Annotated in this window: 14 protein-coding genes; 8 read left to right on the forward strand and 6 right to left on the reverse strand. The window is 53.3% G+C overall.

Annotation, left to right across the window (positions count from 1 at the left end):
- The first annotated feature begins 195 nt into the window (after window positions 1–195).
- The gene (locus tag ENI00_RS09630; protein WP_304101594.1) at window positions 196–1848 is read left to right on the forward strand and encodes a nitrite/sulfite reductase; all 1653 of its coding nucleotides are present in this window, start codon (window positions 196–198) and stop codon (window positions 1846–1848) included.
- Entirely contained in the window at window positions 1841–2356 is a 516-nt protein-coding gene (locus ENI00_RS09635; protein ID WP_304101595.1) for a DUF934 domain-containing protein, read from the forward strand. The genes ENI00_RS09630 and ENI00_RS09635 overlap by 8 nt, the downstream gene beginning before the upstream one ends.
- A gap of 44 nt (window positions 2357–2400) precedes the next feature.
- Here the strand turns inward: ENI00_RS09635 and ENI00_RS09640 are convergent, their stop codons facing one another.
- Together ENI00_RS09640 and sohB are read right to left on the reverse strand one after the other, a co-directional pair.
- Window positions 2401–3399: a YhdH/YhfP family quinone oxidoreductase gene (locus ENI00_RS09640; protein ID WP_304101596.1), complete on the reverse strand. Its 999-nt coding sequence runs from the start codon at window positions 3397–3399 to the stop codon at window positions 2401–2403.
- Window positions 3400–3421: 22 nt separating this feature from the next.
- Window positions 3422–4486: a protease SohB gene (sohB, locus tag ENI00_RS09645; protein WP_304101597.1), complete on the reverse strand. Its 1065-nt coding sequence runs from the start codon at window positions 4484–4486 to the stop codon at window positions 3422–3424.
- A 226-nt stretch (window positions 4487–4712) separates the two neighbouring features.
- Here sohB and ENI00_RS09650 point away from each other — a divergent pair, with 226 nt between their 5' ends.
- Complete coding sequence (locus ENI00_RS09650; protein WP_304101598.1) at window positions 4713–5027, forward strand: SCP2 sterol-binding domain-containing protein; 315 nt, start codon at window positions 4713–4715, stop codon at window positions 5025–5027.
- A gap of 96 nt (window positions 5028–5123) precedes the next feature.
- On the opposite strand, the gene ENI00_RS09655 is transcribed toward ENI00_RS09650, so the two are convergent.
- From ENI00_RS09655 to ENI00_RS09670, 4 genes are all read right to left on the reverse strand, one after another.
- Window positions 5124–6830, reverse strand: coding sequence for a chemotaxis protein (locus ENI00_RS09655; RefSeq protein ID WP_304101599.1), 1707 nt, complete (start codon window positions 6828–6830; stop codon window positions 5124–5126).
- Between the two features lie 172 nt (window positions 6831–7002).
- Complete coding sequence (gene dnaQ / locus ENI00_RS09660) at window positions 7003–7713, reverse strand: DNA polymerase III subunit epsilon (protein WP_304101600.1); 711 nt, start codon at window positions 7711–7713, stop codon at window positions 7003–7005.
- 32 nt (window positions 7714–7745) lie between these two features.
- Window positions 7746–8189: a ribonuclease HI gene (gene rnhA / locus ENI00_RS09665; protein ID WP_304101601.1), complete on the reverse strand. Its 444-nt coding sequence runs from the start codon at window positions 8187–8189 to the stop codon at window positions 7746–7748.
- Between the two features lie 59 nt (window positions 8190–8248).
- Window positions 8249–9040 (reverse strand): class I SAM-dependent methyltransferase, encoded by a 792-nt coding sequence (locus ENI00_RS09670; protein WP_304101602.1) that lies wholly within the window; start codon window positions 9038–9040, stop codon window positions 8249–8251.
- A gap of 133 nt (window positions 9041–9173) precedes the next feature.
- On the opposite strand from ENI00_RS09670, the gene gloB reads away from it, so the two are divergent.
- The 5 genes from gloB (at window position 9174) to ENI00_RS09695 (ending at window position 15915) form a co-directional block, all read left to right on the forward strand.
- The gene (gloB, locus tag ENI00_RS09675) at window positions 9174–9968 is read left to right on the forward strand and encodes a hydroxyacylglutathione hydrolase (protein WP_304101603.1); all 795 of its coding nucleotides are present in this window, start codon (window positions 9174–9176) and stop codon (window positions 9966–9968) included.
- A gap of 179 nt (window positions 9969–10147) precedes the next feature.
- Window positions 10148–11869 (forward strand): LysM peptidoglycan-binding domain-containing protein, encoded by a 1722-nt coding sequence (locus ENI00_RS09680; protein ID WP_304101604.1) that lies wholly within the window; start codon window positions 10148–10150, stop codon window positions 11867–11869.
- A 65-nt stretch (window positions 11870–11934) separates the two neighbouring features.
- Window positions 11935–13788, forward strand: a complete 1854-nt coding sequence (locus tag ENI00_RS09685) for an extracellular solute-binding protein (protein WP_304101605.1) — start codon at window positions 11935–11937, stop codon at window positions 13786–13788.
- 15 nt (window positions 13789–13803) lie between these two features.
- Window positions 13804–14889, forward strand: a complete 1086-nt coding sequence (locus tag ENI00_RS09690; protein WP_304101606.1) for a microcin C ABC transporter permease YejB — start codon at window positions 13804–13806, stop codon at window positions 14887–14889.
- Window positions 14890–15915, forward strand: a complete 1026-nt coding sequence (locus tag ENI00_RS09695) for an ABC transporter permease (RefSeq protein ID WP_304101607.1) — start codon at window positions 14890–14892, stop codon at window positions 15913–15915. It begins immediately after the preceding gene.
- Window positions 15916–15919: the final 4 nt, after the last annotated feature.

The raw sequence follows: 15919 nt of genomic DNA on the forward strand, positions 1-15919 counted from the left end.
CTCTCGCACTCTCTCACAATCTCTTGCAGCCCCCTCGCCTTATCACTTGAATCGATAAACTTATCTCGAAATATTCATTTCTAGAATAACAGATGACTGTTATCCTTAGTTAAAGGTATAAGGCCCAATCCCGGGCTCACTCAAAAAAATGTTCGAGTGCATGCCGGCACGATGCTACTGGCCAGGATTTTCCCTATGTACGTATACGACAAGCACGACCGTCAAATGGCAATCGAACGGGTTGCACAATTCCGGGATCAGACGGAGCGAGCGCTTGCCGGTGAGCTGGCCGAAGACGAATTTCTCCCTTTACGCCTGCAAAATGGACTCTACATTCAGCGGCTCGCGCCCATGCTGCGCATCTGCGTGCCCTACGGCATGCTGCGCTCGGTTCAGTTGCGTCGCCTGGCACGGATCACACGGGATTACGACAAAGGCTACGCACACTTTACCACCCGCCAGAATGTGCAACTCAACTGGCCGGCGGTTGAAAACGTGCCGGATATCCTGGCGGAACTGGCAGAAGTGGAAATGCACGCCAATCAAACCAGTGGAAACTGCATAAGAAATACCACCACCGATCAGTTTGCATACGTGCAGTCGGATGAGGTGACAGACCCCCGCCCCTACTGCGAGATTATTCGTCAGTGGTCTACGTTTCACCCTGAATTTGCCTATCTGCCCCGAAAATTCAAGGTAGCGGTGAACGCATCCGAACACACAGACAGAGCGGCCATCCAGGTACACGACATAGGTCTTCAGATTGTGCGCAACAACGCGGGCGAACTCGGTTTTCGTGTACACGTGGGAGGTGGGCTTGGGCGCACGCCGATGGTGGCTCCCGTTATCCGTGAATTTCTGCCAGAGCTCGACCTGCTCACCTACCTGGAAGCCATTCTCAGGGTTTACAACCGCTTTGGGCGCCGCGACAACAAGTTCAAGGCGCGCATCAAGATTCTCGTTAAAGCCCAAACGCCAGAAGGTTTTGCGGAGAAAGTCGAAGCCGAATGGGCGCACATCAAAGACTCACCCAGCCGGCTTACGCCTGAAGCCATTGAGCGCATTCGGGGCCATTTCACCGAGCCTGCTTACGCGGCGCTGGATAACGCCACCGAGCTGCTTGCGCAACAGAGATTTGAAAATCGCGGTTTCGATCAGTGGTTGCAACACAATGTGGACGTCCATAAAAAGCCCGGATACGCCATCGTATCGCTGACGATGAAGAAAACCGGCACGCCGCCGGGTGACGTCACTGAGGTTCAGCTTGAACAGATCGCTGATTTGGCAGATGAGTTCAGTTTTGGCGAAGTCCGGGTAACCCACCATCAGAACGTGGTACTGGCCGATGTGCGACAGGATCGCCTGTTTGCGCTCTGGCAAGAGCTTGGCCCAATGGGGTTTGGCACCGCCAACCTGAACACGCTGACCGATATTATTTGCTGCCCTGGTGGCGATTTTTGTTCGCTGGCCAACGCCAAGTCGATACCGATAGCTGACGCCATCCAGCGGCGCTTTGACGACCTCGACTTTCTTTATGATCTCGGCAACATCAACCTGAACATATCCGGCTGCATGAATGCGTGTGGCCATCATCATGTTGGCAGTATCGGAATTTTGGGCGTTGATAAAAAAGGCCAGGAGTTCTACCAGGTCAGCCTTGGTGGCTCATCGCAACACGACGCCTCTATTGGCAAGATTCTGGGCCCATCTTTTGCTCAGGCGGACATGCCGGATGTAATCGCAAAAATTATTGATGTTTACGTAAATAAGCGCACAGAAGAGGAATCGTTTCTGGATACCTATCGTCGCGTTGGAATCGATCCTTTCAAGGAGCGGGTTTATGCCTGATATTATTTTTGAGGACGGCAGTATTCGCCAATGCCCCTGGGTTGTCGTTGCTTGTTCTGAAGACGGCGAGCCTCTTACGATTCTTGATATTCCCAAGCAGCAGCGCGCGTTGATTCCGGTTGATCTGTGGATTGAACACCGTGAACAGCTTGCTGACAGGGACGATATCGGCGTTTGGTTTGACAGCCATGATGAGCCCGAGATTCTGGCCGAACACGTCAACCAGCTGCCCTTGATCGCGATAAACTTTCCGAAGTTCAGCGACGGCCGGGGCTACAGCATTGCCCGTTTGTTGAGGGAGCGTTTTGGCTATAAAAATGAATTGCGGGCCATCGGCGACGTGCTATTGGACCAGCTGCAGTTCATGAAGCGCTGCGGCTTCGATGCCTATGAGCTGCGCCCGGACAAGGATATTCGAAAGGCAGCCCGATCCCTGAACTTTTTCAGTCAGGGGTATCAGGCTGCTACAGACACAGATCTGCCTCTATTCCGGCGTAGGGCGTCTTAGGCGATCTGCTGCGGAGTACTTAGCGGTGAGCAGGCTTCGACGTTTCAGATCCCGTGATCCAGAACGATCTTTCCTGCTGATTCGCCTTTCAGGAATGCCTTCAGCGCCGCGTCAAGATCAGCGCGGCCAATCCTCTTCGCAGACGCTTCCGCCTTCGCACATTTCCAGTCACCTGCAAATTTTTTCCAAATGGCTTCTTTCTCAACCAGCGGAATTTCCACTGAATCCACACCCAGCAGGTTGACACCGCGAAGGATGAACGGAAGAACAGTGGTCTGCAGTTGTGGCCCGGCGACCAGGCCACAGCAGGAAACGGAACCACCCGGTTGAATCTGCTTCAACAACTCCGCCAGGGGTGATCCCCCCACGGTATCCACAGCGTTCGCGAATGTCGGCTTCAGCATCGGCTTCTTGTCTTCAATAAGTGCCTCACGGCCAACCACTTCAGCAGCCCCAAGCGCTTTGAGGCTCTCAACCTGATCGGTTTTGCCGCTGATCGCCACAACTTCAAAGCCGAGTTTGGCCAGCAGCTCCACTGCTATGCTCCCCACGGCGCCTGAGGCACCGGAAACGGCAACCCCCCCCTGCTCAGGCTTGGCACCCATGGTCAGGAGCTTTTGCACACACAGGCCGGCTGTGAGGCCGGCTGTGCCGTAGATCATTGCGGTTTCAGCCTGCCAGCCGGCCGGCATAGGCACGCACCAGGCAGAAGGAACACGGATGTATTCACCAAACCCCCCGTCTGTTCCCATGCCCAGATCATAACCGGTCACGATAACAGAATTGCCAACGGCAGGTGTTCCAGTGGCGGATTCCACCACCTCTCCCCCAGCGTCGATGCCGGGTGTATGCGGAAACGAGCGGGTTACGCCCTTATTGCCAGAGGCTGAAAGTGCATCTTTATAGTTCAGTGAAGAATGGCTGACTCTTATCAACACCTCGCCCGCAGGCAGATCTGCAACGTTCAGAGTCTGTTCGGTGCCGTTATAATCGCCATCCTGTTCTTCAACACGCCAGGCTTTGTATTGGGTATCGTTCATCATGACTGTCCCCTTTTGCTGTCGCTTATTGGATTTTCTGGTTGCGAAACGCGCTCAAAACCTTCCACACGGTGTGCTCCAGTGCCGTACTGGTTGCCAACCCGAGCTTTTCTGGCAGGGTCCGTTTGCGCTTAAATGACACAGAGATTACATCGCCCCTGTCACAGGCCTCAATGAGAAATTCGTCGGAGGTTTTGATCTCATCAATCAATTTTACGTCCAAAGCCCGACGTCCAAACCAGATGTCACCGTTGGCCACCGCTGCTATATCCAGCTCAGGCCGTCGCTCACTGACGTAATCCTTGAACAGGCCGTGGGTATCGTCGAGATCCTCAAGGAATTTCTGACGGCCCTTATCGGTATTTTCACCGAAGATGGTCATGGTGCGCTTGTGCTCGCCGGCTGTCAGCACTTCAAAATCCACGTTATTTTTCTTGAGCAGACGGTGAAAATTCGGCAGTTGCGCAACCACGCCAATGGAGCCGAGCACCGCAAACGGAGACGCAATTATCCGGTCTGCTACACACGCCATCATATAACCACCGCTAGCCGCCACTTTATCAACACAAGCCGTCAGGTGAATGCCTTTGCTGCGAATTCGGTCGAGTTGGGCCGAGGCCAAACCGTAGGAGTGCACCAGCCCGCCTCCACTTTCAAGGCGAATAATCACTTCGTCTTTACCGGGTTCGGCAACGCTCAGCACGGCGGAAATAGCGCGACGAAGCGGGTCTGTATCACTGGCTTTAATGTCGCCATCGAAATCCAGTACATAAATGCGCTTGGGACTCTCTGCAGGATCTTTCGCATCAGACTTTTTGGCTTTGGCGGACTTTTTTTCAGCTTTATCTTTTTTCTTTTTTGCTTTGTTCCAGGTTTTCCGCTCTTGCTCAGACATCAGCCGCGCCTGAATCGTTTCGCGCAGATTGCTGTACTTTTCATTGAGCTTGCGAATATGCAGCTCTCCATCGTCTTCGTCTTCACCACGTTCTTTATGGGTAGCGGAGACAATAAGGGACACAATGATCACAGCCGCAACGACAAAGGTGATCATCTTAGCCAAAAACAAACCGTATTCAGTCAGAAACTCCAAATCGCTTCTCCAGCCAGTTAAGCAAGGACGTGAGTGTAACTTACCGAAACTCTGGTGATAAGCAGAACAAAATAATTAAAACAAGCGTTCGATCGAGCTTGACAGTGATTGAGACTCACCATAAAGTCGGATGGCAAAATCGGCTTTCCCAACTGCCGCCTTGGCTTGCAAGCCAAGCACTCAAAGCCATTACCATGACAAGACAACCATCAAAAAGGGTAAAACAATGTCTGTAGATCATATCTTTGAAAAACTTGAGCAGAATTTTAACGCAGACGCAGCCCAAGGCCTGGATCTGGTGTTCCAATTTGATATCGAAGATGACAAAACCCATCACCTGGTTATCAAAGACGGAACCTGCGCTCACCACGAAGGTCCGCACGACGATCCGTCGGTGACGTTGATTATGAATTCAGAAACCCTGCAGGGTATCGTTTCCGGTGAAACCGACGGTATGCAGGCTTTCATGGCTGGCCAACTTCGCGCCGAAGGCGACATGATGCTGGCTACCAAGCTGGGCGAGCTGTTTAATATGGGCTGATTGCCCGCTTCTGAGCTCATACACTTCGAGCTCACAAAAAACCCGCGTCAACGCGGGTTTTTTCCGTTATTGCCTCAGAAACTGATCAACCCGATTTCAAAGACCTACATCGTCCATGGATGTTGTTGCCAGTCGCAACAAGTCCGCATTACTTTCTTCCCGCTTCCCGATACTTTCTATGTAATATTCAAGAGAGGTTAACGCATCGGCCAGCGCTTCAAGAATCTGGGTTTCCGGCACGTCATGGGCGTCCAGTAAACGCTCCTGAATTGATCCCGAAACACGCTCTAACACGTGGGCTGCATCTGGATCATTTACCATTTTCAGCCCACCCCAAATACTGTGCAAAGTGGCGGGGAGATTGGCGAGGTGCATCTTGTCATAATCTGATTCCACAAACGCCGTAATGGCACGCTTGGCCAGGGTCAACGCGCTGCGGGCTTCGTCAGCAACCACGTAAACTGCTTCTTGCAGATACATGGATTCTTCACCGCGTCGTTCGTTGCCTGCCAGGGCATCGGTTTCCGATGTAATGCCGCGGCTGACGATCTGCATAACAGCGTCTTCAATGCCCAACACAGAGTCTGCAAGGAGGAACAACTCCTCTTCACCGGGCAGTCGTGATTCCGCTTCCCACGCTCTCAGCTTTGCCGCTTCTTCACGGGCAACCTTGGCCAGACGACTGAGGTCAAGCATAACCAACGTATTGCCTAGCCTTTCAAGGGTGTCGGCAATGGACGACAGCTCTGCCAGATCCGGTTCAATACCACGCTCTATAATGTCTAGCTTGTCTTTGAGCTGATTCAACTCATCCTGCAGCGCTTTGGAGAGCGATTCCAGAACGTCTGTTCCGGGGCCATAGAGGCGACGAGAATGCGCCTCCAGAATAGAATCCGGAAATTCTGCAGGCGTCAGTTGGAAGACGGAAAGCACGCCGGTCACTTCCGGGTTCCCGGACCCGCTGCGATAAAGCAGATAAACGAGATCACGGATGAGGGTGTCCGGTGCATTTTCAGCGGTTGTCCCCTTGCCCACATAAACCAGGTCGCGCGCGTATTTTTCGATACGCATAAACATGCGTTTGCGGGCTTTGGTGAAGGTCATGGCACGGTCCAGCATGGTGTCCGCTGCTATCGCCACAAGGCACCACATTTGCCCCATCGGGGTTCCCTGGCACAAGCGCACAAAACCTCGTGCTGAGCGGCCTATGAGCTTTTGGCTAACCACAGGGTTTCGATCCCGGAGCAAACCGAGCAAGGCTACCTGAAACGTCAGGCGCATGCGTCGGGCAACAATCTCATATTCGGCGTCGTTACCTTCAAAAGCCGGGGTTGTCAGACCGACACAAAAATCAGGCCGGTCCTTAACGTCAACTTCGAAAAAGCGGGATTCGGGGTAAGGTGTTTCGCGACGTGCCTCACGCAATTCGTTAATCACGGGCAGCAAAAGTTCCGGATGGTCTTCTCGCTGCTGATGATAATATTCAACGTAACGGCGAAGAATGAACAAGGCGTTGTTCAACGTTGTCAGCAGGATATTTGTGTCATCGTTTGCGCCAACGGGAACGTCGTTGGCCATGGAGACAGCTTCCTGGCACAGCAATGTGCCGCCACGAAGCTCTACCAGTATAAAAATACCACGAAGTTGATTCAGGAAATCCAGGCAGTTCTGCAGATCGTCGCCGCTCTCGCGATTTTCCTGAAAACGCTCAAGACTGGATTCAGCCTGCTTTATGGTCTGCTCTATCTCGCTTTTGACCAGATCAAACGACTGAGATTTCGTCGCCAGAGACGATTGAACCATAAAAACTTCCTGTTAATCCGCGCAGAACGTTTCGCGCCGCTCAAGTGAATCAAAACCCATCGACTAAAGTGCGCAATCCAAAAAACTGGCGTACTTATCATTACTTATAGCATACAACTCAAGTCGCTAAACAAGGCTTGAATGTAACAATTGGTACAGGCAGACCCAGTTCTCATTCTGCGCCTTCCAGTTTGCTCCAAACGGTTTCGCCAGCCTTCTTTTCAAGGGCAGACAAGAACGCCTGGTGGGCCGCTTCCTCAATTGAAGTAGGCTTGACCACGGCCAACGCGGGCCGCTCTGAACTCAGCCTTCGGATACCGCGCGCATCACCGCCGCTCCCCGATTCGGCATCAAGAGACAAATCGGTTTGCCCGCCGGTGAGAAGTAAATACACGTCCGCCAGGATTTCCGCATCCAGCAGTGCTCCGTGTAGCTCCCGATTGCTGTTGTCAACACCGTAACGCTTGCATAAAGCATTCAGATTGTTCTTCTGGCCCGGGTGTTTTGCACGGGCAATCGCAAGGGAATCCACAACACCACAATGATCAGCCGTTTTGCGTACCGGCTTCATTCGGCCAAACTCCGAATCCATGAAACCAATGTCAAACGCCGCATTGTGAATCACAAGTTCCGCGCCTTTAATGAAGTCAAAGAACTCATCCGCGATTTCTGCAAATTTCGGTTTATCCACCAGAAAATCGTTGGTGATCCCGTGGATGGCGATGGCTTCGGCTTCTATTTCCCGCTCTGGATTAACATAAACGTGATAGTTACGGCCCGTGGGCTGACGCTCCATCATCTCAACGCAGCCGATCTCTATGATCCTGTGCCCGTCAGTAGGATCAATGCCCGTTGTTTCTGTATCCAGTACAATTTGTCGCATAAAGTTCACACCGTTTCGAGGTAGAGCAACCGCTAGCTGCCGGCCAACTCAGCAACGCCCTTGTTTGCAAGTTCGTCTGCAAGTTCGTTATCGGGTACGCCTGCGTGGCCTTTGACCCAGTGCCAGTTAACCGTGTGCTTTGTAGTCTCCGCATCAAGCTCCCGCCAAAGGTCATCGTTTTTCACCGGCTTTTTAGCCGATGTTTTCCAGCCGTTACGTTTCCAGCCTGATAGCCACTCGGTTATGCCTTTGCGTACGTACTGGGAATCCGTGTACAACTCAACGCTGCAATCACGCTTTAGCGCCTTCAAACCCTGAATGGCCGCCATCAGCTCCATTCGGTTATTGGTGGTGTGCGGCTCCCCTCCGTGCATCGTTTTGAGCACTTCGCCATACCGGAGAACGACACCCCATCCGCCCGGGCCCGGATTGCCTTTACACGCGCCATCGGTATACACAATCACCTTGTCGGACATTAAAACTCCTGCATTTGTATCAGTATGAACGGCTCTGGTATTGATCAGTAGTGACCAGTTCAGTCTTCGTAATGGCTCAGTTTTTGCGGTGAACAGCCTCTGGATGCGCTCACGGCTGCGTTGCCGGGCATCCCGATAACGTTGCTCTGCCGCCATGCGGCCCGTCTGGGAATGCGGGCGATCACCCGTTTTTTTGCAAGGATACAGTAATACCCTCCGACTGGCAGGAAGCCATTACCGGTGAGGCGTTCGCCAAACCGACCTGACGTTTTTCGGCCGCTGCGCTGAAAGGGCAAACGAAAAAAACGAGTGGCTGAAACGGACACTTGAAAGCCCAGCAAATTTAACCAGTCTTCCATGCGCCGGCGCAAAAGGAAACGGCCGCCCCAAGGGCCAGTGTGATGTCGGGATATCAGCCTTCGCAACCCCCAGACACTTACAGGATTAAAACCAATAAGCGCGATCGTGCCTTCACCCCTCAAAACCCGGGTGGCCTCCCGGAGCGCCTCATGGGGATAAGGTGAGAAGTCAGCCGTGTGATGAAGCACAACCAGATCCATGGAATCGCCAGGGAACGGGAGTTCGTCCGCGTCGCAAACAACAACCCCATCCGGAATACTTGTGAACCACCTTGGTGTGGTCATGATTTTCTGGGAAAAATCTGTGCCATGGGCCAGGGGGATCCGATGACTTACGCTTATATGAAGCTGTCTTGCCCCAGTAAGTCCTACGAGCTTCCGATCCAGAAAATGGCGCTGATCGGCCAGCATTGCGTGCCCAAGAGGTGTTTGAAACCAATTTTCAAAGCTCTCGTTCCGAGCCTGATAATCTATGACCTGGTTTTTCCTCACACCGCTTGCACTCCCGCTTTAAAAAATCTGTTATGAGTCATTGGCTTTGAGATTATTAGGGCGACTGTTGGGGCTATGGGCTTAATGCACTATCATATCAGGCACACTTGCCAAGCATACACGGGGATATCCGATGCTCACCATCTCTGCCATTCCGGCGTTCAGTGACAACTATATTTGGTGTCTTGCAGACACGGATACAGGTAAAGCATTAATAGTTGATCCAGGCCAGGCCGAACCAGTGGACAATTTCCTTGAGGACCATCGACTTACACTGGACACCATTCTGGTGACTCATCACCACCCTGATCATGTGGGCGGCATCAAGGCGCTGGTAAAGAGCCATCCCGACTGTCGCGTTACCGGGCCAGCCGAATCACCGTTCAAAGGCAACACCAACAGTGTGCATCCTGGTGACGAAGTGATGTGGGAGCACGTCACGTTTCAGGTTATGAGTGTCCCAGGGCACACGCTCGATCACATAGCATTTTATACGGATAACGATATTGCCGGTCGCCCGGCCCTTTTCTGCGGTGACACCCTTTTCGTGTGTGGTTGCGGCCGCCTGTTCGAAGGCACAGCCGCGCAAATGCACGAATCTCTCAAATCCCTTCGTGAGCTCCCCGAAAGCACCGGGGTATATTGCGCACACGAGTACACCCTGGCAAATCTGCAGTTTGCCCGAAGCTGGCTGCCCGACGACCGTGAACTTGAAGCTTTCGAACGCCAATGCAAGGCGCGTAGAGAAGCCGGTGAGCCAACCGTACCGGCAATTCTGGGCGATGAAAAACGGCTGAATCCGTTCTTGCGTTGGGATGACCCTGTTGTCGTGAAGGTGGCGAAGCAGTACTGCGCCTCCCAAGGCCTGCCGGCAGATTCAGACAGTGCTATTTTTGCGGCCATAAGGCACGGCAAAGATAATTTCTGAGCATTCAACGGACTCTCGTTACCCAAAGACGTTACGGTTTCTCTCATTGCCGTAACGAGAGGTTTCTTGACCGTTGGAAATCACCTTCATAGAATCGATCAACTTTTTGTTCGTAACTTATTAAATATGCCGGATTTTCAGACATGATCCCGGCGCCAACCCAGAGCCGGAAATCGCTTATGTCGGTCAAACGATTGCCCCTGCTGTTCTTGATCAGTGCCTTGGCAGGCGGCTGCAGTTCTTTTCACGTGTCAGCAGACGCGGCCTCGGATAACCCTCTTGACTCAGAGGAAATAACCCTCGCCGCAGGCGACGAAGGCCTCAAAGAATCGGTAGTGTCTGGCGAAGACGCAGACGCTGTGCGCGATGAACCGCTTGATGATGCCATGGCTCCGGCGCTCAAAGCGGCCGCACGTGAAGCTCGGGAAAAGCTCGACAATCCAAAGCGCAAGCCCGTAGCCGAAGAGCCCGACCAGAACGATATGTGGGTTCGATTGCGCGCCGGGTTTGAGCTTGATCATGATATCGACCACGAAAGCGTCGAGGATCAGCTTCGCTGGTACGCGAGTCATCCGGGCTATCTCAACCGGGTGGTGGAGCGGGGGAGTCGCTATCTTTATCACATTCTCAATGAGACGGAGAAGCGCGGACTGCCCGCTGAGTTTGCACTCCTGCCCATTGTGGAAAGTGCGTTTGACCCCTTCGCCTATTCCCATGGCCGCGCCGCCGGGCTTTGGCAATTTATACCGTCTACCGGAAAGTACTTCGGCCTTACTCAAAGCTGGTGGCACGATGACCGCCGCGATGTTATTGCGGCTACCGATGCCGCCCTCACCTATCTGGAACGGCTGACGAACCGGTTTGATGGTGATTACACTCTGGCTCTAGCCGCCTACAATAGCGGCGGAGGTACGGTTTCCAGCGCCATGCGACGCAACCGTAACAGCAACAAACCGGAGGACTTCTGGTCACTGCAGTTACCACGGGAAACCCGTTATTACGTACCCAAACTTATCGCTTTGGCAAAAATATTCGATGATCCGGAAGCTTACGGCATTGAACTCTCGCCGCTTCTGGATGAACCGTATTTTGACGTTGTGGACACGGGCGGCCAGCTCGATCTCGCTCAAGCCGCTGAACTTGCAGGCGTTGATATTGACGAAATCTACCTGTTGAACCCGTCCTACAACCGATGGGCAACCTCGCCGAAAGGTCCCCATCGGCTGCTTGTACCCCATCAGAACGCCGAAACCTTCCGTTCGGCGCTTGCAAAAATACCAGCAGGCCAGCGCGTTTCCTGGCGCAACTATGTTGTCAAATCCGGCGACAGCCTGAACACTATCTCGCGGAAATTTTCGACAACGCCGGCGGTATTGCAACAGGTCAATAATCTCAACAGCGACCTTATCCGAATTGGCCAACGGCTGATGATCCCCTCGGCCTCCAAAAACGCCAACGCTTATGCCCTGAGTGCGTCTGAGAGGCTTGAACGCAAGCAGGCCAAAAAACGCGATGGCAAGAAGCTGCGACGCACGGTTCGCCGCGGCGACACGTTTTGGGACATCGCCCGGGAACATCGGGTTTCGGTACGTGAGCTCGCCGCCTGGAATGGCATGGCGCCCGGCGATCCTCTTATTCCCGGCAAAGAACTGGTTATTTGGTCGAAGGCGGGACAATCTACGCTCGCGTCAGCCACCGGAACCCGCGATCAAGCCCGCAGTAAAGCCATGGTGCGAAAAGTGGGATACCGCGTTCGAAAGGGCGACTCCCTTGCGCGCATAGCAAACCGTTTTTCAGTGAACGTGCGTGACATCGCAAGCTGGAACGACCTGAAAACCTCACGTTATCTGCAACCAGGCCAAAGTCTGGTACTCTACGTTGATATCAGAAACAGCCCGTAAAGATCCTTCGTTCACTGGGCAGGGTGCCCGGTGTGCCGGCCTGAAACCCAGAACGTGCGAGACTCATGACCAGAATTCTTAATGCCTCACGCCTTATATCGTTTTGTTCATTCCTGGCTCTGCTGGCCGCCCCCGGCTTTGTTCTTGCCGGCAGCGCAACGTCTGATTCATCGGATTCGCAACAGGCAGCTTTAATACAGCCTGCTCACGGCATAGCCATGCACGGGAACCCCAAATATCCGGAAGGCTTCAGCCACTTTGACTATGTGAACGCTGACGCTCCCAAAGGTGGCACTCTGAAAATGGCGGTGGTGGCGAACGGTTTTGATTCGTTCAACCCCTTCGACATACGCGGTGTGGCCGCAGCAGGAATCAGCAACTACCTCTACGACACGCTGCTTGAATCTTCAGCAGACGAACCGTTTTCAATGTACGGGTTAATTGCAGAGTCCATAGAAACGCCGAACGACAGAAGCTACGTGGTGTTCAACCTGCGCGATGCAGCACGTTTTCAGGACGGTGAACCCATTACGGCCGAGGATGTAAAGTTTTCCTTTGACACGCTTATCAAAAAGGGCCACCCGTTTTATCGCAACTATTATGCGGATGTGAGCAAGGTAACCGTAGAGAGCCGCCTGAGAATTCGTTTTGACTTCCAGAAAACCAGCAACCGCGAGCTTCCGCTGATTCTCGGCCAGATGCCAATCTTGCCCGCCCACTATTGGAAAGAACACGAGTTCGGCAAGAACGGACTTACGCCGCCTGTGGGCAGCGGTGCTTACCGGATTGGCTCCTTTGAAGCCGGCCGCTCTATCGTTTACGACCGGGTGAAGGATTACTGGGCCAAAGACCTTGGCGTCCGCAAGGGCCGTTTCAACTTCGACCATATTCGCTACGATTACTACACCGACGATACGGTTGCCCTGGAGTCGTTCAAAGCCGGAAATTTTGACTTCAGGCTAGAGTCTTCCGCAAAAAACTGGGCCACGTCCTACACCGGCGATAAGTTTGATAACGGCACCATTGTCAAAGAAGCGATTGAGCACCATCGCCCCACCGGCATGCAGGGCTTTGTGTTCAACACCCGCAAAGAAGTGTTCAGCGACCCTCGAGTTCGCGAAGCACTCGCCTACGCTTTTGATTTCGAATGGACGAACAAGAACCTGTTTTTTGGTCAATATACCCGCACCGACAGCTATTTCGAGAACAGTGAACTTGCTTCCACGGGCTTGCCTACAGGTCGCGAACTGGAAATTCTGAACGGCTTCCGGGATCAATTAGATGACGACATCTTTACCAAACCGTTCACAGTGCCTTCTACTGAGGGTAAGCAAGGCCTCAGAAAGAACCTCAAAACAGCGTTGGAGCTCCTGCGCTCGGCGGGCTACGAGGTTCGTAACGGCAAGATGGTCCACAAGGAAACAGGCAAGCCACTAAAATTCGAGATTCTGTTGTTCCAAAAGACGTTCGAAAGAGTGGTCATGCCGTTTAAAAATAACCTGGCTCGGCTTGGAATAGACGTGTCCGTGCGCCTGGTAGACAGCAATCAATACGTACAGCGTGTGCGTGAATTCGATTTTGACATGATCACCCAAAGCATCGGCGAGTCAGACTCCCCTGGCAACGAGCAGCGAGAGTACTGGCACTCCTCGAACGTGGATGTCAACGGCTCTCGTAACTATGCCGGAGTGAGCAACCCTGTGGTCGATGAGCTGGTGAGCCTGGTTATACAGGCACCCGATCGCGAAGAGCTGGTACAGCGCACACGCGCCCTCGACCGGGTTTTGCTGCACGGTTATTACGTGGTTCCCCACTGGTACCTGGCGAAGGATCGCGTTGCTTACTGGAGTTTCCTCAAACACCCTGCAACCACGCCCAAAAACGGTACCGACCTCGACAACTGGTGGGCTGAGCCCTGAGGAAGCTGCCGCCACATGGGCATTTATATACTCCGGCGCCTGGCGCTGATTATTCCAACCCTGATTGGCATCATGTTGCTCAACTTTGTGATCGTGCAGGCAGCGCCTGGCGGACCTATAGAGCAAATGATCGCGGAGATGGAAGGGCACGGCGGTAGCGCCCTTGCGCGGGCCTCCGGCGGCGACACAGGCGCGGAGGTTTCCAGTGCCTCGGGAGACAGACGTGGTTCCCGTGGCATCCCCGATGAAATGCTGAAAGAAATCGAGGTGATGTACGGCTTCGACAAACCCGCATACGAGCGTTTCTTCAAAATGCTCAAAGACTACGCCACGTTTAATTTCGGCGATTCCTTCTTTCGGGACAAAAGCGTTACGGAACTGATTCTGGACAAAATGCCGGTCTCTATATCCCTGGGGCTTTGGTCTACGCTGATTATCTATTTCATATCCATACCTCTGGGAATACGCAAGGCGGTATCAGACGGGTCCCGTTTTGATGTCTGGAGCAGTTCCGCCATTGTAATTGGCTACGCCATCCCGGGGTTTCTGTTCGCCATCTTGCTGATTGTGCTGTTTGCAGGGGGTAGCTATTTCGATTGGTTTCCGCTGCGAGGGCTTACATCCTCCGGTTTCGATCAGCTCAACTGGTATCAGAAAGCCGGGGATTATTTATGGCACCTTGTGTTGCCTGTAACCGCCAATGTTATCGGCGGCTTCGCAACACTGACTCTGCTGACCAAAAACTCTTTTCTCGATGAGATCGGTAAGCATTATGTTGTAACCGCCAGAGCCAAAGGCCTGGACGCGAATCAGGTGCTTTACGGCCACGTATTCCGTAACGCCATGCTTATTGTGATTGCCAGTTTGCCTGGCGTTCTGGTTTCCCTGTTTTTTACCGGGTCGTTGCTGATTGAGGTTATTTTCTCTTTGGACGGGCTGGGCCTGCTGGGCTTTGAAGCCGCGCTTAACCGGGATTACCCGGTCATATTTGGCACGTTGTTTATCTTTACCCTGATGGGCCTGGCGCTGAAGCTGATCAGCGACATCACCTACGTGTTGGTAGATCCTCGCATCGATTTTGAAAGCCGGGAGGGCGCGTAAGTGAAGGCGCTGACTCCGATTCAACAGCGGCGCCTGCGAAACTTTCGCAAAAACCGCCGGGGCTTCTGGTCTTTGTGGGTGTTTCTGGCCATCTTTGGGCTGACGCTCATGGCCGAGTTGATCGCAAACGACAAGCCACTTGTGGTGTCCTACCAGGACACGCTGTATTTTCCGGTGGTGGAAACCGTAACCGCCGAGACGTTTGGAGGCTTTCTACCCACAGACGCAGACTATCGCGACTCGTTCATTGCTGATGAAATCCGCGCTAATGGCTGGATAGTGTGGCCACCGATCCGTTTCAGTTACGACACCATCAATTACGACCTTGATGTGCCCTCACCTGCGCCGCCCAGCGCCGAAAACTGGCTGGGCACAGACGATCAGGGCCGCGATGTAGCAGCGCGCGTTATCTATGGTTTTCGCATTTCCGTGCTGTTCGGGCTTACCCTTACCATCGCCAGCTGCATTGTTGGCGTCGCCGTGGGCGCCATTCAGGGTTTTTACGGCGGCAAGATAGACCTCGTTGGTCAGCGCGTTATCGAAATCTGGTCGGGGCTGCCGGTGCTGTACCTTCTGATTATCCTGTCGGGCATCGTGCAGCCCAGCTTCTGGTGGCTGCTTGGTATCATGTTAATGTTCAGTTGGATGGGCCTGGTTGATGTGGTCCGTGCCGAGTTTCTCAGGGCGCGAAATTTTGAATACGTAAAAGCGGCGCGGGCACTTGGGCTGGATAACCGGAAAATCATGTTCCGCCACATTCTTCCGAATGCCATGGTGGCTACGCTGACGTTTTTGCCGTTTATTCTGACCGGCGCCATTACCGGGCTTACGTCCCTGGACTTCCTTGGTTTCGGGTTACCGTCTGGTTCGCCGTCACTGGGTGAACTGATCGCACAAGGAAAGGCAAACCTCCATGCTCCGTGGCTCGGTATCTCGGCATTCGTCTCTCTCTCATTGATGCTGACCCTGCTGGTGTTTGTGGGTGAAGCCGTGCGTGATGCCTTTGATCCCCGCAAAACCGGATAAGAGC

Source organism: Marinobacter antarcticus (assembly GCF_011049865.1).
In the GTDB taxonomy this organism is placed as follows: Bacteria; Pseudomonadota; Gammaproteobacteria; order Pseudomonadales; family Oleiphilaceae; genus Marinobacter; species Marinobacter antarcticus_A.

Excerpts from the sequence above, each read along its gene's own strand:
- rnhA (WP_304101601.1), bottom strand. The coding sequence starts at position 8,189 with ATGTCCGACAAGGTGATTGTGTATACCGATGGCGCGTGTAAAGGCAAT.
- dnaQ (WP_304101600.1), bottom strand. The coding sequence starts at position 7,713 with ATGCGACAAATTGTACTGGATACAGAAACAACGGGCATTGATCCTACT.
- ENI00_RS09685 (WP_304101605.1), top strand. The coding sequence starts at position 11,935 with ATGACCAGAATTCTTAATGCCTCACGCCTTATATCGTTTTGTTCATTC.
- ENI00_RS09655 (WP_304101599.1), bottom strand. The coding sequence starts at position 6,830 with ATGGTTCAATCGTCTCTGGCGACGAAATCTCAGTCGTTTGATCTGGTC.
- ENI00_RS09640 (WP_304101596.1), bottom strand. The coding sequence starts at position 3,399 with ATGATGAACGATACCCAATACAAAGCCTGGCGTGTTGAAGAACAGGAT.
- ENI00_RS09680 (WP_304101604.1), top strand. The coding sequence starts at position 10,148 with ATGTCGGTCAAACGATTGCCCCTGCTGTTCTTGATCAGTGCCTTGGCA.
- ENI00_RS09630 (WP_304101594.1), top strand. The coding sequence starts at position 196 with ATGTACGTATACGACAAGCACGACCGTCAAATGGCAATCGAACGGGTT.
- gloB (WP_304101603.1), top strand. The coding sequence starts at position 9,174 with ATGCTCACCATCTCTGCCATTCCGGCGTTCAGTGACAACTATATTTGG.
- ENI00_RS09690 (WP_304101606.1), top strand. The coding sequence starts at position 13,804 with ATGGGCATTTATATACTCCGGCGCCTGGCGCTGATTATTCCAACCCTG.
- ENI00_RS09635 (WP_304101595.1), top strand. The coding sequence starts at position 1,841 with ATGCCTGATATTATTTTTGAGGACGGCAGTATTCGCCAATGCCCCTGG.
- ENI00_RS09650 (WP_304101598.1), top strand. The coding sequence starts at position 4,713 with ATGTCTGTAGATCATATCTTTGAAAAACTTGAGCAGAATTTTAACGCA.